This window comes from Ruminococcus sp. RTP21358st1_G6_RTP21358_211008, assembly GCF_040908885.1.
GTDB classification, from domain to species: Bacteria; Bacillota; Clostridia; order Lachnospirales; family Lachnospiraceae; genus Blautia_A; species Blautia_A faecis.
In genome coordinates this window covers 1-17,302 of record NZ_JBDGDM010000002.1, presented here as the reverse complement: position 1 = coordinate 17,302, position 17,302 = coordinate 1, and the positions used below count along the sequence as shown (strand labels likewise).

The window sequence follows — 17,302 nt, the reverse complement described above, 5'->3', positions numbered from 1 at the left end:
TTATGATTATTCAGACCGGTATGCGGACGGATATCCCGGCGTTTTATTCGGAATGGCTGTGTAACCGAATAAAAGAGGGCTACGTGATGGTTCGGAATCCATACCAGCCGCAGCAGGTAACAAGATATACCTTTTCGCCTTCTGTGGTAGATCTGATTGCGTTCTGCTCGAAAAATCCGGCGCCTATGCTTTCACACATGGATTTACTGAAAACATATGGAATGTACTGGTTCGTTACCATTACCCCTTATGGAAAAGAAATAGAGCCTCTGGTTCCAGATGTAGAAACGGTAATAGATACATTTCGGCAACTGGCTGAGATTACAGGACCGGATTCCATGGGATGGCGTTATGACCCTATATTCCTGAATGAGACTTATACGCCAGAGGTCCATATCCAAAAGTTTACACAGATCGCACAGGCCCTTGAGGGCTATACCCATACCTGCGTGATCAGTTTCATCGACCTGTACCAGAAAGTGAGAAGAAATTTTCCGGAAGCCCAAGCTGTACCAAAAGAAAAACGTCTGTCACTTGGGAAAACCATGATACAGATAGCCGCGGCACATGGAATGAAAGTATATCCCTGTGGAGAAGGAACAGAATTAGCCTGTTATGGGGCAGATTGCAATGGCTGTATGACACAGGAAACATACGAAAAAGCCCTCCATACCACGCTGGATATACCGAAAAAGCAGCCACTACGGAAAGAATGTGCCTGTTTTATGGGAAATGATATTGGAGCATATAATACCTGTCTTCATGGATGTAAATATTGTTATGCTAATTACGATACCAAAACGGTTCGTCAGAATTATGCTTTGCATGATCCGAAATCCCCGTTTTTGATTGGAAATTTAAAAGCGGATGATAAAATACATCAGGCGGATCAGAAAAGCTGGATCGACGGACAACTGGTTCTGAAATTTGATTGATAGAAGGAAAAGCTATATGGAAAAGCTTTTGAAAGAACACTGAGCATAAGGAGAGTCTGAAAATGGCAAAATTATATTTCCGCTACGGAGCAATGGGAAGCTCGAAATCAGCAAACATACTAATGGTCCGTTATAACTACGAAGAGCGCGGTCAGTATGCCGTTTTGTTAAAACCAAGAACAGACAGCCGGGATGGAGAACGCAAGATCCAGTCTCGTATGGGATTATCTGCTTCAGCAGAATACGTGGATGAATTTTTAAAAGAGATCTCTACGATCTGGAAAAAAGAAAATACAGAATACCGGTATCAGGGAAAGAAAGTGGATGCAGTTCTGGTGGATGAAGCGCAGTTCCTTTCGGAAGCGGAAATAGACACTTTGTCCGACCTTGTGGATTTTTATAATATTCCAGTGATCTGCTATGGACTGCGCACCGATTTCCGCAACCGCTTATTTCCTGGCTCCAGACGTCTGATGGAGATTGCAGATGTCATTGAGGAAGTACCGACTGTCTGTTGGTGTGGAAAACGTGCACAGTGTAATACCCGGTATGCAAATGGAGAAATTGTACGGGAGGGTGCGCAGATCATGCTTGGCTCCAATGAAAGCTATGTGGCGCTTTGCCGGAAGCACTACAAAGAAGGAAAATTATGGAAAGAAGCTGGAGCAGAAAATGAAACGAGCACCAGGAGGAACTGTAAAATTATGGAAAAGGAGTAAGATATAAGAGAAAGGGGACTCTTCTATGAGTAAGAAAAAGGTAGCTTTTATCTGTGTCCATAATTCATGCCGCAGCCAGATAGCAGAAGCATTCGGAAAGCATCTGGCATCTGATATATTTGAAAGCTATTCTGCCGGCACAGAGACAAAACCGCAGATCAATCAGGATGCAGTCCGGATTATGAAAACGTCATATGGAATAGATATGGAAGCAGATGGTCAGTACAGCAAACTGATTCGCGATATTCCAACTCCTGATATCGTGATTTCCATGGGATGCAATGTAGGGTGTCCGTTTATTGACAGGCCTTTTGACGATAACTGGGGACTGGAAGATCCAACGGGAAAAAACGATGAGGCGTTTAAATTAGTTATAGAAGAAATCAGGAAGAAAATCCTTGAATTAAAGAAGAATGCGTCTTGATAACTTGCAAAACGATATTTTGATAGGAACAGATAGATGAAGCATGCTTGATAATCTGGATACCAAGACGTCTGCCAATAATCATGGAAAGGTGTGGAATACCAGAAGAAATCATATCACATGGAGGCTGTATGTGGGTCTGCACATTACCAGATCGCTGCGTACTGGTCCAGAGTTTTGAACAAGCCTGCGATTAAAGCGTATCAGGCATCCAGACGTGGGATTGTTCTGACAGCAAATTATACTGCCAAGCAAAAGGGGGTAAAGACAGGACAGGCTTTGTGGCAAGCTAAAAGTGCCTGTCCGGATCTGGTTGTTGTTCCGCCCAGAATGGAGCTTTATCTACAGTTTTCTTCCATGCTGCGGGAGATTTATGGAGAGTATACCGATCTGGTGGAGCCTTATGGATGTGATGAAGCGTGGCTGGATGTGACTGGAAGTACCGCCTTAAAAGGGGATGAAAAAAAGATTGCAGATGAGATTAGAAGCCGTGTAAAAAAGGAATTGGGGATCACAGTCAGTATCGGGATTTCGTGGAATAAGATTTTTGCTAAGCTTGGAAGCGATTATAAAAAACCAGATGCGATCACCCAATTTCATAAAGAAAATTACCAGAGTATCGTCTGGAATCTTCCTGCAGCTAACCTTTTGTATGTCGGAAGATCTACCAGAACGATGTTAAACCGTTATGGGATCAAAACCATTGGGAAAATTGCAACGTCAGATCCAGATTTCCTGGAACGACTGTTCGGGAAGATGGGACTGGTCTTATATTCCTTTGCAAATGGCTGGGATGATTCTCCTGTTGAACCAGAAGGCTATGCGGCTCCCATTAAGTCCATTGGTAACAGTACCACCACACCAAGAGACTTAGCAACTAACCTGAATCCGTGAAGTTCATTCTTTAAGAGAACCAATCTTCCAAAGGTAAGTTTGTTTCATGATGTGAGCATACTTCTGTGGCTTTTTCTGTATCAGCACCGGGAACAAAAGCAGTCACTGGGCAAAAAAGGGTACACGAAATAAGCCTGCTATAAAATTGCTTTGTTACTTATGAGTTTGTGACAGCATATTTCTGACAGATATCAGAAAATATATGTCGCCAGATGTTGCTTCTTCCGAGGCCGGTTATCAACTGGCGTGCATGCATGGTTATATGTCCTGCCATCATAATCAGGTTGCTGATAACTGTGCGTAAACGACGGCGTTTAACATCCCTCTTCTGACGGGGTGCCCGTCCTCCAATTGTGCCCTGACCGATCATACGGAGAATGTTATATGCGATCATCCCTAATTCGAGTATCAGTGCATTGGTCGCGAACTTTCCGGATGGAAGCCGCTCCAGATCCATGTCTGTTTTTACCTCACTATGAAACTGCTCACATTCCCCATGGGCATGATACAGACTGATGATTTCCTCATCCGGGTCACCAAGGTTTGTCCACCAGGCTTCAACTTCAATATCGGGAACAAGGTTGAACTGACCATACTTATCAATGGTTCGCTCTGTAATCTCGTATCCGGCACGGAGTGTATACTCTGTATTGAACTGCTTACTGGTAACGGTTTTCCAGTCACTGCCTATATAGACGGTTTTTCCGTCTCTGGGACTGGTTACATTCCGGCAATACTGCTTTGCCATTTCAAACCAGTCATCCGTGCTTTCTCGGCGAAGTTTTCGCTTGATAATGAAAAAGCTTCAAAGTAAGGTTTGCCCATGCAAAGCATTCCAAGGTAAGTGAGTACAATATCACCATTTTTAATCTGATGCTGAGACCGATTGGATGTCACGTCCATGCGATTGAGTTTTTTGATGAAATCGCTTTTCCCAAGGAGGGCGCCAACAACAGCCAGACCGCTGGCTGGGATAATACGTTCATTTGTAAACTCAACAATAATGTTCTTATTGGTGTTCAGTGTGATTCGGTGGTTGTTATTCATGGTAAAAGACTCCAATCCATAGATTTTGTTATGTCTATTTTACCACAGACTGCTTTCACCTGGTGGGTGAATAACAATATTGGAAAAAAATATTGCAAAAGCATGAAACTATAGGGTTTAAGGAGTATGTGAGGAAATCAACTTCACGGATTCAGGAAAAACCAATAAAGCAGACAATAGATAATATTCTCAGTAACGCAGCCAAAAGTAGAATGTCTCCATGACAGCAGAATATAATAAATTAATTCTAAAAATAAAGGGAGCTCTTTAATGAAGCAAAAACCCTTATTGATCAGCCTGTTAATTTCTCTGGGAACCGGAGTGATTGCAGGCTTTCTTACTTTTAAAAGTATGGAACAATACTAGAATGAGCCGCCTAATAATTGTGAAAATCAAAATTCAGTAATACGGAATATAGAAAATCAGGAAGTTAATCTTTTATCAAAAGAAGAACTTTGCAAACGGCAAAATCAAATCAGATGAATGTCTTTTTACACTATATTTTGACTATTCACGCAAAAATATAGACAGAGAAACTAGATTTAAATAATATATATAATATAGATATAAAAACAGTTAAAAGAAGAAAGGAGAAAAAATAGAGAAAGCATGTTTGCTATCTTTTGTATTGCTGTTCAGTACTTTAAGTCAAAGTATTGTAGCAACAACCGTGTATGCAGGCAATATTCTTATGATGGAACAAGATTCAGAATTACCTGTAAAAGAAGATCAAGCAGATATTACGGATCAGGATCATCAAGAGAAAAATACTGATACAGAAAACACAAATTCAGATAAAGAACAGGGAACTGAAGAAAGCACGGATTCAGATAAAATAGTTACCGCATATGTATAAAATACAAGGGGGTTAAATCAATGAAATTTGATGTTAAAACACAGGGAAAGAAAATGGAGGTTGCTTTGGAAGGAAGAATGGACTCTGCAACAGCACCGGGATTTGAGAAGGAGATTTTCCAAAAGCTTGATGGAGTTACTGAGCTTGTTCTGGACTTTACCGATCTTGCGTATCTTTCCAGTGCCGGATTAAGAGTTCTTTTATCCTGTCAGAAGAAAATGAATGCAGCAAAGGGAAGTATGGTTGTAAAGCATGTCAATGAAATTATTATGGAAGTATTTGAAGCAACCGGATTTGACAGTATTTTGACAGTCGAACAATAAAAGACAGATGAAAATGGGGAAAAGAATATGACAATTGAAGAGAGAAAATTAACACCTGCCGGACAGGGGAATCTGCAACAGATCAAATTGGGAATACCGGTAGTGGAAGCATTGAATCGGATGGCAGAGGATCCCATGGGGGAAAATGAAAAGCTGCTTTTAAGGATTCTGGAACAAAATAAGGATACGGAATATGGAAGGAAATATGGCTTTGCGAATATTCATTCCATAGAAGAATACCAGAAGAAGGTTCCGGTCAGTGTATACGATGATTATGCAGGCTATATTTTAAGAATGAGTGAGGATGGGGAGGAGAATCTGATTACCTCCGGTAAGGTTGTACATTATAACAAGTCTTCAGGAACGGTTGGAAATCCCAAGCGTATACCGTTGACGGAAGAGGCTTTTCAGGTTTTTCAGAAGTATAATGGTCCCTACCGTATGGGTCTGGTCGCAAAAGAACTCGGAGAAGACTGGATCAACGGACGGAATATGTCCATTGCGGAATCCATTGCAGAGATCCAGCACGTGAAAAGCGGTGTTACTTATGGGGCTTTGTCAGTAAAAATGATCGGTGAATTCCGCCCTTACCTCGGAATGAGTTTTACATCTCCCGATGAAGCAATTTATCCGGAATCGGAAACCAACACCAGATATCTGCATGCACGTTTCGGACTGATGGACCAGGATCTTACGAATATGGCAGCGAACTTTCTTGGATTTTTACTGGAAGTATTGCGTTATATGGAACAGCATTGGGAGCTTCTGGTTAATGATATTGAACAGGGAACGATTGATCTGGGTATTAAAATGTCAGAGGAAGTCCGTTCCAGTCTCTTAAAGAAAATTCAGCCCATGCCGGAGAGAGCGCAGGAACTGAGGGGAATTTTCATGCAGGGGTTTGAGGAACCGATTGTACCGAAGCTGTGGCCTCATGCACAGTTCCTTACCGGTGTCGGTTCCGGTGGATTTAAGGTTTATGCTGATAAGATCAAAGAGAAATATATGGGAGAAAAAATAGCCCGTTATTTTACCGGAATTAATGCATCTGAAGGCATGATCAGTGTCCCGTACCGGTTAAATGATGAGAAGAGCGTGCCGGTTCCGGACAGTATGTTCTATGAATTTCTGCCGACAGACGCAGATGATGATTTCTCCAAAATAGTAACGATAGATCAGCTTGAGACAGGTAAAGAATATGAAGTGATTGTTACGAATCTTTCCGGTTTTTACCGGTATCGTATGCGTGATGCGGTAAAGATTGCAGGAAAATATAAGAATCTGCCGATTCTGGAATTCATCGGACGTATTGATCAGACAGTCAGTATTATGGGGGAGAAGACAACAGAAGTGGCACTCAGGACTGCCGCAGAGGATACAGCAAAGCAGCTTGGCTTTGACATGATTGATTTTACAGTATATCCGGATGTTGAACATGTTCCTCCACGTTATACTTATTTTATGGAAATCGAAAGCCTTCCGGAGGGGATGAAAGCAAAGGAAATCCGTTTTTTTCTGGAGAGGAATCTTGCTAAGGCCAATCCGTCCATGGGAGATAAGGTGGCAAAAGGAATCTGTGCGCCAACTAAGTTAAATATCTTAGAGCCGGAGACATATAGCTTATACCGTGATCTGATGATAATGAAGGGAATTGCGCCGGCACAGCTGAAGCCTGTGCACATCATCCGGAATGAACTGCAGCGGAAATTCTTTTTCAGTCAGACAGAATACGGGGTGGAGCTTGTAAAATAAATGGAAGGACTTTGTGAAAATAAAAGGAGAAGCCTATGAAAATTTTAGCTTTAGTAGCAAGCCAGGACAGTACTGTGGAAGATGTTAAGACAAATGGAAGAAGGCAGATGCAGGCACTGATAGGTAAAGATAAGGAAGTGCTTTTCTGCGAATATTCCACGATTGAAATTTGCAGGAACGGGGAACTTGTGATCACCTGTCTGGGCGAAAAAATGGAAAAGCCGGATTATTTCTGGCCACTACTTGGATCCACGGATGGATTTATTCTGGAGAATATGCTTCAGGATGCGGGAATTCCATCTATTTTAAATCTGCGTGAGCTTCAGGTCGCAAGAAGTAAGATTGCAACTTATCAGAGATTTGCACAGAATGGAATACGGGTGCCTGATACGATGGTGTTTTTCAAAGATTCTGATCCCGAAACACTGTCTGGTCGTTTTGGTTATCCATTTGTTGTGAAGCCGGACAGTGGATTTGGCGGGATTGGTGTAGAACTGATCCATAACGGCCAGGAGCTTAAGGATTACTTTGCAACTCTTTCCTATGGACAGGCTTATGTGGCACAGGAATATATTGCTACTTCCAAAGGAAGAGACATCCGTGTTGTTGTTCTCCATGGCAGATATTATTTTTCGATGGAGCGCCATGCATCGAATCCTGATGAATTCCGTTCGAATGTACATGTGGGTGGAACTACACAGGAGAAGACTCTTACCGAAGAAGAAAAGGTATTCTGTGAAAAGGTGGCGTCCATATTTGATCTTCCGATTATCGGACTGGATCTTATGATTGGTGATGGAGAGTATGTGCTGGCAGAGGTAAATGCATTTCCGGGTATGCCGGGGCGTAAGATGATGGATGCATATGCTTCCGTTATTGATGATTTTATGGAGGGACAGGCATGACCGGATTTTTGCGAAGAGTATTAAGCCCATACAGGGGACTTTTGATACTGGTCATTTTACTGCAGCTTGGTCAGTCCTTTTTAACCATGTATCTGCCAACAATCAATTCCAGAGTGATCGATTATGGTGTGGCGAATGCGGATGCTGCATATATCATGCATCAGGGAATTCTCATGCTGGGAATAGCTCTTATCCAGTTACTGCTATCAACCTTGGCTGGTATTTTCGGAGCAAAGGTGGCACTGATGACCGGACGGGATTTGAGGGAGCAGGTTTATGAGAAGCTGATACATTTTTCACGCAGGATGATCGGAAGCATGGGAGCTCCTACGCTGATTACAAGGGCAACAAACGATGTACAGCAGGTAATCCAGTTTATTACGTTCTTATTTACCGCGATTATCGCAGCACCGATGATGTTTATCGGAGGTCTTGTGCTTGCCTTGTCCCAAAGCGTGAAGCTTTCGGTGGTATTGCTTGTGACGATACCTCTGCTGCTTGGGGTTTCTGTGGTATTTTTAAAGCTGATCCTTCCTTATTATAGAGAACAGCAGACGAAAATAGATGAGATGAATACCGTACTCAGGGATCAGATTTCCGGTATCCGTGTGGTAAAGGCCTTTACGAAGGAACAAGGCGAGAAGGAACGCTTTGAACGGATTAACGGAGATCTTTCAAGGATTAATACCAGCATCGGTAAGATTACAGGGCTGATGCAGCCAATCTTTACCCTGACAATGAGCTTTGCCAATATTTCGCTGATCTGGCTTGGCGGCCGTATGGCGGGGAACGGTCAGGTACAGATTGGACAGGTGATCGGCTTCGTAACCTACATATCCTTTATTCTGACAGCAACCCTGATGGCTTCCATGATTTTTATTATGCTGCCAAGAGCCGAGGTATCGGTTACACGTATTGAAGAGATTTTAAACAGTGAAAGTGAAATTCAGGACAGAGAGGATGCTTTTTTGCCAGAGCAGTTCCGGGGAGAAATATGTTTTGAACATGTGACGTATTCCTATGCACCGGATAATGAGCAGGTGGAGCCTGTATTGAAGGACATTTCCTTCTGCGCACAGCCGGGTAAAACGACGGCGATTATCGGATCTACCGGATGTGGTAAGACTACCTTGCTTGATATGATTCCACGTCTTGCAGATGTGACAGAGGGGACGGTCTTCGTAGATGGCATGGATGTCCGGAAGCTGTTAAGGCATGAGCTTGATCAGGCAATCGGCATGGTTCCGCAGAAGGCTTTCCTGTTTTCGGGGACGCTGGAGGACAATCTGCGGGATGGAAAACCGGATGCAACACAGGAAGAACTCTGGGAGGCTCTTTCGATTGCGCAGGCAAAGGAATTCGTGGAGAAAAACGAACGTGGTCTTAAGATGAAGATTTCCGAAGGGGGAACAAACTTTTCGGGCGGGCAGCGGCAGCGGCTTGCAATCGCAAGAGCAATTGTCCGCAGACCCTCCATCTATTTGTTTGATGATTCGTTCTCTGCACTGGATTACCGGACAGACCAGGAGCTGCGAAGAGCACTGAAGCCGGTTACACAGAATGCGGCTGTGATTATTGTTGCACAGAGAATCAGTACCATTAAGGATGCTGACCAGATCCTTGTGATGAATCAGGGACGTATTGAAGCGGTTGGAACACATGAAGAACTCATGCAAAGCAGCCGGACTTATCAGGAAATTGTGGCTTCCCAGCCCACAGATAAGGAGGTGGCATCATGAGTACAAAGCAGAAAAAGACCATACAAAAGGGGTCTTTCAAGCGGCTGTTAAAGCTCTTCTTCTTTAAAAATAAGATGCTGACCGCTCTTATGCTGTTCAGTATTATTATTTCAGCGGTTGCTACAGCGCTGGGACCGCAGTATCTGGGGTATGCAACGGATTCCATTGTACAGGATATGTCAAACCCGGTAAGCAGTAACATTCACTGGGACCGGTTTTTCTTCTGGGCAGGGATATCGAGTGTGATTTTTCTGATCCAGTTCGTATCGAAATGGCTGTCCGCATGGTTTTCCACACGGATCATCTCTGATACGGCGAAAGAATTGCGCAGTCAGGTAGAGACAAAGCTATGGTCGCTGCCATTAAATTATTTTGATACAAACAGTCACGGAGATATCATGAGCCGGACCACAAATGATATTGATAATGTGGTCACGACTCTGAATTCTTCCGGTGCAGATACGATTTACAGTATTTTCCAGCTGGTCGGGATGATTGTCATGATGACTGCAATTAACTGGAGGCTGGCATTGATCACTGTGATCATTATTCCGGTCTCGGGCTGGATTGTGACCCTGATTTCCAGGTTTGTGCGTAAGGAATATCAGAAGCAGTGGTATTATACCGGAATGATTAACAGTAATGTGGAAGAGAGTGTGAACGGACACAATATTGTGAAGCTTTATGGTCAGGAAGAGAAGTTCGTGGAAGCTTTCAGGAAGCAGAATCGTCTGCTGTATGAATCTTCCTTCAAAGCTATGGCCGTATCGAACCTGATTCAACCATTGTCCCGGTTCTTTACGAATCTGAATTATGTGATTGTGGCATTGGGAGGTGCTTTACGGGTAATATCCGGACAGATGACGGTCGGAGATGTGCAGGCATTTATTCAGTATACCAGACAGTTTCAGACACCCTTTTCCAAGCTGTCCCAGGCGTATTCTTCACTGCAGTCCGGAATAGCGTCTCTTGACCGGATCTATGAGCTGTTAGATAGTGAAGATCAGGCTGAAGAAAAACCGGAAGCCAGAGAGAGCTACCGGTTGCAGGGAAAGATCGATTTCCGGGATGTGAGCTTTTCTTATGTACCTGAGAGGAAGCTGATTGAACATATGAACCTTGTTGTAGAACCGGGCCAGATGGTCGCTATTGTTGGAGGAACTGGTGCCGGCAAGACAACACTTGTAAATCTGATTGAACGATTTTATGAAGTAAACATTGGAGAAATTATTTTTGATGACAAAGTAGAAATTCACGACCTTACAAGAGCATGCCTGCGGGAGAACATTGCAATGGTTCTGCAGGACACCTGGGTGTATAAAGGAACGATCGGAGACAATCTGAAATATGGTTTGAAACGGGAAATCACGGAAGAAGAATTCCGGAATGCATGCCGGGAGACCTTCGTGGATCAGTTTGTAAGTACACTGCCTGATGGTTATCAGACTGTAATTTCCAATGAAATGTCAAGCCTTTCTGCCGGAGAAAAGCAGTTGTTGACGATCTGCAGGGCATTTCTTGTGAAACCGAATATTCTCATTTTGGATGAGGCAACAAGTTCTGTAGATACCAGAACCGAAGCCATGATTGATCAGGCACTTGATAAGCTGCGGGAGGGACGGACAAGCTTTGTCATTGCCCACCGTCTGTCCACAATTCGCAATGCAGACGTAATCCTGGTTATGGAGAACGGGCATATCGTGGAGCAGGGCAGCCACAAAGAGCTATTAGCACAAAACGGAGCCTATGCCAGATTATATCAGGCACAGTTTGAATCATAGAAAATAGGCGGAGGAAGAGATTATGCGTATTGTATTTTATAGTGCGTCAACATCAGCACATTCCAATTCATCAACAAAAACAACCTACCAGCCGTTCCGGGCAGATACCTGGGATGAAATGGACCGGCTTTATCCGGACTGCGAATTTGTTGTAGCAGGACCCCTGAATGGTTCTTACATTTTTGACGTGGCAGATGGGGAAATCTGCAAAAAACCTGAGAAGGTGAAATACGTGCTTTTGGAGAGTGGAATGAGTGCGGAGGATACGGCAGAGCTGATTGCACAGCAGAGACCGGATATTGCTGTAGCAATTGCATCGGGAGCCGTTCCCTTTGACTGGGTACCGATCAAGACCGCTCTCATTGCTGAGGAATTACAGAAAAGAGGAATTGCAACCATTGCCAATAATACGCTGGTGTCAGTGGCAGCATTTGATAAGTGGCGTAGTAATATCATGTTCCGCAGCTTTGTCAAAGCGGCAAAGGGAATCTATATTCACCATGAGCTGTTTCTTGCGGAGAAGAAGAATCCGGGTGTCAGTGTAAATGTATATAAGGAATATGTTTTTTATCGGATTAAGGAAATAAACTTTCCGGTCATTGTGAAGGATACATTAGGTGCAGGGTCAATCGGAGTGGAAATCATGAACTCCTATGAGGAAGTAGAGAGCTTTCTTAATTCCGATCGGAACAATTCAGATATAATGGTGGAAGAACTGATTCAGGGAGAACAGTTCGGAACGGAAATTCATGGTGTAGAGGGACGTTACAGTGTCCTTCCGCCGATCGCCTTTTCTGTAACAAAAGAGGGCATTACAGATCCGTTAAGCTCTGTAAAATTTGGTCCGGTGACGGATCCTTCCTATCATTTTGAAAAGGTACAGGAAGAACTGCTTAATATGGCACAGAGTTTGAAATTTGAAGGAACGGTGCAGGTCGATCTGGTTTACCGGGCAGGAGAATGGTATATTATCGAAATTAATCCAAGATGGTCCGGAATGACAACAACAACGGCTGCCATGGAGGGAAGAAATCCACTATCTATTTTTGTGGACAGCATACTCGGAACTGACAAAAATTACAGTATGAAACGGAACCTGAAATATGCATTGAACTTTAAGATGAAAGCAAGGTCGCAGGAGGATCTGATCCGATTATATGGGAATCCGCATGTGGATTATATTATGCAGCTGGAAACCTCAGTGGCAGGTATGGAGAAGATCAACTATTGCGAGGTTGTTATCAGCACCGATCAGGAAAAAGAAGATATTATGAATATCCTGAATGAACTGGAAGAGGAATTCCCGGGGCTTGTTTCCGATGATGTGAAAGCAAATGCCGGAGAGCTTGTTGCAAAATATCAATGAGAATTCTGCGGTCGATAAGACCGCCGTTTTCTGCTGTTTGCAGAAATTAAAACCATTTTGCAGCGTATTGCTGTAATTGTTCCTGGACATCCCGGTAGCTGTATTTGCTGACCGGGATTATTTCCTGATTATTCAGTGTGATTTCAAAGCGTCTGATTGAACGGACAGCATACAGAGAAACAATGTAGCATCTGTGACATTGCACGAAGATATCTTTCGGCAGAATTTCACGGACTGCAGAAAGGGATTTATATATCTTCGTGACAGTACCATCCTGAAGATGAATCTGCAATTCTTTATTGATTATTTCAATATAGGTAATATCCTTGATATGAAAGGATACAGTTCTGGACGGAGTGTCGATTATAATGGATTTCGGAATCAGATGTCGGATTGCACGGGTTAGTGCTTCTGCAAGTTTTTGACGGCTGACCGGCTTGAGGATATAACCTACAGGTTCAGCAGAATATGCATCGAATACAAATTCCTTACTGCTGGAAATGAAGATAACGGGAATTTGTTTTCCAGTGTCATGGAGACATTCTGCAAAGCTGATCCCATTGTTTTCACCCAGCATAATATCAAGAATCAGAATGTCACAGCTTTTAGGAGTATTCTGCAATGTATTTTTTAATTCTGAAATAGAAGTATATTTTCGAATCTCGCAGGATTCTCCCATGGATGCTAAAATATCGATGATCATTTCAGATATCTGTGTTAAAAAAATCGGTTCATCATCACAGATGACAATATGGTACATAGTGAAAGCCTCCTATTATTCGTTATTTTCGTCAAGACAAAGCGTTGTTGTTACAGCAAAAAAGCCACCACGTACCTGTACGTTCAGTATACCATTGTATTTTTCGGCGATTCCATTGATGATCTTAAGACCGTAACCGTGTCTGTCACTGTTCTTTTTACTGGATTTATATTTTCCATTCGTGATTCTCAAGTTATCCTCATTGCAGGAGTTTTCACATTTAATAAACAGAAAATTTCCCTTTGAATGGAGATTCAGCCGGATGATCCGCTGTCCTTCAGAAACCTTCTGACACCCTTCTACTGCATTTTCCAATATATTTGTCAACATCCGGCACAAATCAATGTCTTCCATGTTGAATTTTCTGCCAATGATAATACTGTACTCCACTATGGCTTTATAACGGCTGGCACGTTCTGCAAATTCTAAAAGGATGGAATTGACCAGAGCATTGGCTGTGTAGGTGACAAAAGGAAGCTGTTCGGCTTCTTCAGTAAATTTCTGCGTATATTGTCTGGCACCTGCATAGTCCTCCTGTTTAAGATAGGCGGACAGGGCATTCATATGATGCCGGATCTCATGGTGCATTTCCAGAATATGTTCATTGTTTTCTGCCTGATTCCGGTAGCTTTCCAGTATCCGCTCGGAAATTCTCTGTTCTTCCTGTTTGCTGCGGATGTATTCCATGACACTAAAGAATACGGCATATACTATGAAAGCAAATACTGCAAACAATACAAACATAGCATGGACAACCATATTGGTGGAAAGATTTATTATGCTTGAGAATTGTGCAATGCTGGCAATTAGAATAAACAAAGCAGGGAGGGAGCAGAGAATCTTCCAGATACGTGATTCCAGATCAGCGTTGATCATAGTACGGATTCGCTCCATCAGCATGAGAAATGGTTTCGCAAGAAGCAGATTTATGATAAGTGTGAGAATCAGTGCAAGGGGCGGATACATAAAATGATCGGACGGAAACCGGAAAGTACGGTGCAAAAAAGTAACAGTACTTGTGACAAAGAATCCGTAGCTCATTACAACAAAAAATACAAACAGTTTTTCTACTGTTTTTGCCTGGATGATAAAGCAGTACAACATTCCGAACAGTAACAAGGCAATATAAAAAATAGCATTCGAGATCAGCTCTTTGTAATCACCGCCGATGTTGAACTGTGCGATAAGAGAAAACGGAATGACCATTACAATAAAAATGGACAGTGCCATGCGCATTGCCTTTTTTGTGCTTAGGCGGAAACAATCCCGGAATGTATACAAACAGAAAAATGCATAAGGAAAAATCTGAAGAGAAAATCCGCAGAAATAACGCAATGCTATCATAAAAACCTCCTGTCATAAAAATAGATAATGGTCAGGTTACCTATTAAAAACAAGTATACCATTGGCAGAAGGCAAAATCAAATCATATGAAGGTCTTTTCACACCATATTTTGACTATTCACGCAAAAATATAGACAGGAAAGTCAAATTCAAATAACATAAATAATACAGATACAGAAAACTGTCAAAATGAGGAGAGCTTTTGATACGGTATAATGCCCGAAAGCTCGCTCTTACTGGCATCGTAAAGGAAAAAATATAAGAAAAGGAGACTAAAAAATGAAGAAAAGAATGATTATTGTGACGGCAATGATTATGGGAACTCTGGGAGCAGAATGTGTGAGTGTTCAGGCATCGGATACGTTACCTGAACTGACAAAAGACAATGCACTGGAACAGATGATGAAAGCAGGAGAAACAGACAGTCTTGTAAGCAATCATAAAAGCTATGAAGCTACCTGTGAATATATACTGCAGAATACAAAGGTATATGACTATGAAGATTCTGAAGTGATGTATGTAGATATGTATGGTACTACCCAGATGCTCTATAAAGATGGCGAATTAAAATACGGAAAAGAAGGAGATGAGTATCTCTCCTGTCTGTATATTGATGAAGCAGATGGAAATGCAGATGATCTTATAAGCTTTTACACAGATGAAACCATAGAGGAAGAAGTGACGGATCTGAAGGAAGATGGTGATACGATCATTATACAGACAAAGGTACCTGAAGAACTTACGCAGAGCACATTGAATTCTCAGGGAGATGGAGAATCCTACACAGAGGGAGACTGGATTTCTATGGAATATGTGGTTGCTTCGGATGATTACAGACCACTGAAACATACTCAGATTCTGAATCATAAGGACGGCACTTCGGAAGAAGCTTCGAAGATGGAATTCTCCTACGGCGTGGACAGGCCTGAGGATGTAGCAGATCTCTGTGAAAAGTACGAAGAAGCAGAAAAAGCAGAAGGTGATGTACGTAATGTGACAGTTACTGCAGCTCCTGGTACAGAGCAGGAAAAGGATTATACAATCACGGTTCCAGCAGATAATCATGTATGGATCATGCTTCATGACGATAATTCTTATTACATTATGTATACAGATAAGGAGTGTAAAGAACTGTACGAGCCAGAGGAAGATGTGAAAGAAGACACACATCTCTATGCAGAGATTGAGTCTTATGAAGAGGCGGAGGATGAAGTATGAGGAGTTTGAGCGTATTTATCAGGAATATTATCTGAAAATTTTGACATTTATACATAAAAGAGTTCCTGATCTGTATGAAGCGGAAGAACTGACTGGAGATGTATTTCTGTCTTTTTACAGAAATATGGACAGTTATGATGAAGAAAAAGGTAGTATAGCTACCTGGTTGTATGCAATCACAGCAAACCGCCTGAAAAACTATTATAGGGATAAAAAGACTCATTATTCTCTGGAAATCCTGAAGCAGCAGACAATTCCCCGGGAAAAAATGCCGGAAGAGATTGTGGCAAAGATTATGAGAGAAGAGACATTAAGAAAAAGTCTGGAGCAGCTTTCTGACAGAGAACGGGAAATTCTTCTGGGAAGATTTTATTATCAGAAAAGTTCCACAGAGCTTGGCAGGCAGATGAATTTATCACCGGGAAATGTAAGGATGATACAGAAACGTGCTCTGGAGAAGTTGCGAATGATTATGGAAAAACAGGGGGAATAGGCGTTCAGGCTACAGAGACTCTGCCTGAACTGACTGGGGATAATGCATTGTAATAGATTATGAAAGCCGGATGACATATTTCAGATATGAGATATTTGCATATGGGTAGTTTGAAGAGGAGGGAATTGTATATGTGGACAAGGAGAGAATTGAAAGAGTGTGCCAAACAGCTTTTAAAGATAAATTATTGGAAAGCAGTTCTGGCAGGAGTTATATTATCCCTGATTGGAGGTTCAGGAGTGGTCTCGGTAGTAGAAAGGTCTTCTTCCGGAAGTTTTGATGAAGTGATAGGCGCAGTAGAAACTGATGATTTTGGCCTTGTTTTAGGAATTGCACTTGGAATTGTGGCAGTTGCGTTGCTTGTTAACTTTATTATGACGATTTTGATTTGGAATCCTCTGGAGGTGGGATGTAAAAAGCTGTTTATTCAATGTGAATACGGAACAGCGGAGACGAGATGTATCTGGTCGGTGATCAACAGGAGAGATGGAAAGAATGTTGGCTGGATTATGTTTTTGCGGACATTGTTTGTAAGCTTATGGAGTCTTTTGTTTATAATTCCGGGAATTATAAAACAGTATGAGTATATGATGATTCCGTTTTTGTTGGCAGAGAATCCACAGATGAATCGAAAAGAAGCTTTTGAAAAGAGCCGTCAGATGATGAAGGTGATATGCTCCCTTCTAGGTAGACAAGTGAAATAATAAAAACTTGTCACTTAGGAGGGAGCATATTTTATGTCTAAA

The 17,302-nt window shown here is 42.2% G+C and carries 16 protein-coding genes and 1 pseudogene; 14 read left to right on the top strand and 3 right to left on the bottom strand.

Features of this window, described 5'->3' with window-relative positions:
- Positions 1-2: 2 nt before the first annotated feature.
- From AB5Z12_RS00855 to AB5Z12_RS00840, 4 genes are all read left to right on the top strand, one after another.
- Positions 3-935 (top strand): DUF1848 domain-containing protein, encoded by a 933-nt coding sequence (locus AB5Z12_RS00855; protein ID WP_148462059.1) that lies wholly within the window; start codon positions 3-5, stop codon positions 933-935.
- A 62-nt stretch (positions 936-997) separates the two neighbouring features.
- Entirely contained in the window at positions 998-1,654 is a 657-nt protein-coding gene (locus AB5Z12_RS00850; protein ID WP_173718908.1) for a thymidine kinase, read from the top strand.
- A 25-nt stretch (positions 1,655-1,679) separates the two neighbouring features.
- On the top strand, positions 1,680-2,078 hold the full coding sequence (locus AB5Z12_RS00845) for an arsenate reductase ArsC (RefSeq protein WP_148462061.1): 399 nt from the start codon (positions 1,680-1,682) through the stop codon (positions 2,076-2,078).
- Between the two features lie 93 nt (positions 2,079-2,171).
- Positions 2,172-2,972: a hypothetical protein gene (locus AB5Z12_RS00840; protein ID WP_368357264.1), complete on the top strand. Its 801-nt coding sequence runs from the start codon at positions 2,172-2,174 to the stop codon at positions 2,970-2,972.
- A 157-nt stretch (positions 2,973-3,129) separates the two neighbouring features.
- Here the strand turns inward: AB5Z12_RS00840 and AB5Z12_RS00835 are convergent.
- Positions 3,130-4,019: pseudogene (locus AB5Z12_RS00835) on the bottom strand (transposase).
- A 691-nt stretch (positions 4,020-4,710) separates the two neighbouring features.
- Between AB5Z12_RS00835 and AB5Z12_RS00830 the strand changes: the two are divergent.
- Genes AB5Z12_RS00830 through AB5Z12_RS00800 form a run of 7 tightly spaced genes read left to right on the top strand, consistent with a single transcriptional unit; the run spans position 4,711 to position 12,741 of the window.
- Positions 4,711-4,875 carry a hypothetical protein gene (locus AB5Z12_RS00830; protein WP_173717341.1) on the top strand — a complete coding sequence of 55 codons (165 nt, stop codon included), beginning with the start codon at positions 4,711-4,713 and terminating at the stop codon, positions 4,873-4,875.
- 20 nt (positions 4,876-4,895) lie between these two features.
- Positions 4,896-5,198, top strand: a complete 303-nt coding sequence (locus tag AB5Z12_RS00825) for an STAS domain-containing protein (RefSeq protein ID WP_148462062.1) — start codon at positions 4,896-4,898, stop codon at positions 5,196-5,198.
- Positions 5,199-5,225: 27 nt separating this feature from the next.
- Positions 5,226-6,950: a GH3 auxin-responsive promoter family protein gene (locus AB5Z12_RS00820; protein WP_148462063.1), complete on the top strand. Its 1,725-nt coding sequence runs from the start codon at positions 5,226-5,228 to the stop codon at positions 6,948-6,950.
- A 35-nt stretch (positions 6,951-6,985) separates the two neighbouring features.
- A complete protein-coding gene (locus AB5Z12_RS00815; protein WP_148462064.1) occupies positions 6,986-7,855 on the top strand; it encodes a RimK family alpha-L-glutamate ligase in 870 nt (289 codons plus the stop codon).
- Positions 7,852-9,594: an ABC transporter ATP-binding protein gene (locus tag AB5Z12_RS00810; protein WP_173717340.1), complete on the top strand. Its 1,743-nt coding sequence runs from the start codon at positions 7,852-7,854 to the stop codon at positions 9,592-9,594. The genes AB5Z12_RS00815 and AB5Z12_RS00810 overlap by 4 nt, the downstream gene beginning before the upstream one ends.
- Complete coding sequence (locus AB5Z12_RS00805) at positions 9,591-11,375, top strand: ABC transporter ATP-binding protein (protein WP_148462065.1); 1,785 nt, start codon at positions 9,591-9,593, stop codon at positions 11,373-11,375. Before AB5Z12_RS00810 ends, AB5Z12_RS00805 begins: the two co-directional genes overlap by 4 nt.
- A 22-nt stretch (positions 11,376-11,397) precedes the next feature.
- Positions 11,398-12,741 carry an ATP-grasp domain-containing protein gene (locus tag AB5Z12_RS00800; protein WP_148462066.1) on the top strand — a complete coding sequence of 448 codons (1,344 nt, stop codon included), beginning with the start codon at positions 11,398-11,400 and terminating at the stop codon, positions 12,739-12,741.
- 46 nt (positions 12,742-12,787) lie between these two features.
- Here the strand turns inward: AB5Z12_RS00800 and AB5Z12_RS00795 are convergent, their stop codons facing one another.
- Entirely contained in the window at positions 12,788-13,501 is a 714-nt protein-coding gene (locus tag AB5Z12_RS00795; RefSeq protein WP_173718912.1) for a LytTR family DNA-binding domain-containing protein, read from the bottom strand.
- A gap of 15 nt (positions 13,502-13,516) precedes the next feature.
- Positions 13,517-14,845: a GHKL domain-containing protein gene (locus tag AB5Z12_RS00790; RefSeq protein ID WP_368357266.1), complete on the bottom strand. Its 1,329-nt coding sequence runs from the start codon at positions 14,843-14,845 to the stop codon at positions 13,517-13,519.
- A gap of 279 nt (positions 14,846-15,124) precedes the next feature.
- Between AB5Z12_RS00790 and AB5Z12_RS00785 the strand changes: the two genes are divergently transcribed.
- The 3 genes from AB5Z12_RS00785 (at position 15,125) to AB5Z12_RS00775 (ending at position 17,260) form a co-directional block, all read left to right on the top strand.
- The gene (locus tag AB5Z12_RS00785; protein ID WP_173736149.1) at positions 15,125-16,063 is read left to right on the top strand and encodes a hypothetical protein; all 939 of its coding nucleotides are present in this window, start codon (positions 15,125-15,127) and stop codon (positions 16,061-16,063) included.
- On the top strand, positions 16,038-16,556 hold the full coding sequence (locus AB5Z12_RS00780; RefSeq protein ID WP_368368530.1) for an RNA polymerase sigma factor: 519 nt from the start codon (positions 16,038-16,040) through the stop codon (positions 16,554-16,556). Before AB5Z12_RS00785 ends, AB5Z12_RS00780 begins: the two co-directional genes overlap by 26 nt.
- Positions 16,557-16,687: 131 nt before the next feature.
- A complete protein-coding gene (locus AB5Z12_RS00775; protein ID WP_368357267.1) occupies positions 16,688-17,260 on the top strand; it encodes a hypothetical protein in 573 nt (190 codons plus the stop codon).
- Positions 17,261-17,302 lie beyond the last annotated feature (42 nt).

Bases quoted from the DNA above. Each gene is read 5' to 3' on its own strand.
- AB5Z12_RS00855 (WP_148462059.1), top strand. From the start codon at position 3: ATGATTATTCAGACCGGTATGCGGACGGATATCCCGGCGTTTTATTCG.
- AB5Z12_RS00850 (WP_173718908.1), top strand. From the start codon at position 998: ATGGCAAAATTATATTTCCGCTACGGAGCAATGGGAAGCTCGAAATCA.
- AB5Z12_RS00845 (WP_148462061.1), top strand. From the start codon at position 1,680: ATGAGTAAGAAAAAGGTAGCTTTTATCTGTGTCCATAATTCATGCCGC.
- AB5Z12_RS00830 (WP_173717341.1), top strand. From the start codon at position 4,711: ATGATGGAACAAGATTCAGAATTACCTGTAAAAGAAGATCAAGCAGAT.
- AB5Z12_RS00825 (WP_148462062.1), top strand. From the start codon at position 4,896: ATGAAATTTGATGTTAAAACACAGGGAAAGAAAATGGAGGTTGCTTTG.
- AB5Z12_RS00820 (WP_148462063.1), top strand. From the start codon at position 5,226: ATGACAATTGAAGAGAGAAAATTAACACCTGCCGGACAGGGGAATCTG.
- AB5Z12_RS00815 (WP_148462064.1), top strand. From the start codon at position 6,986: ATGAAAATTTTAGCTTTAGTAGCAAGCCAGGACAGTACTGTGGAAGAT.
- AB5Z12_RS00810 (WP_173717340.1), top strand. From the start codon at position 7,852: ATGACCGGATTTTTGCGAAGAGTATTAAGCCCATACAGGGGACTTTTG.
- AB5Z12_RS00805 (WP_148462065.1), top strand. From the start codon at position 9,591: ATGAGTACAAAGCAGAAAAAGACCATACAAAAGGGGTCTTTCAAGCGG.
- AB5Z12_RS00800 (WP_148462066.1), top strand. From the start codon at position 11,398: ATGCGTATTGTATTTTATAGTGCGTCAACATCAGCACATTCCAATTCA.
- AB5Z12_RS00795 (WP_173718912.1), bottom strand. From the start codon at position 13,501: ATGTACCATATTGTCATCTGTGATGATGAACCGATTTTTTTAACACAG.
- AB5Z12_RS00790 (WP_368357266.1), bottom strand. From the start codon at position 14,845: ATGATAGCATTGCGTTATTTCTGCGGATTTTCTCTTCAGATTTTTCCT.
- AB5Z12_RS00785 (WP_173736149.1), top strand. From the start codon at position 15,125: ATGAAGAAAAGAATGATTATTGTGACGGCAATGATTATGGGAACTCTG.
- AB5Z12_RS00780 (WP_368368530.1), top strand. From the start codon at position 16,038: ATGAAGAGGCGGAGGATGAAGTATGAGGAGTTTGAGCGTATTTATCAG.
- AB5Z12_RS00775 (WP_368357267.1), top strand. From the start codon at position 16,688: ATGTGGACAAGGAGAGAATTGAAAGAGTGTGCCAAACAGCTTTTAAAG.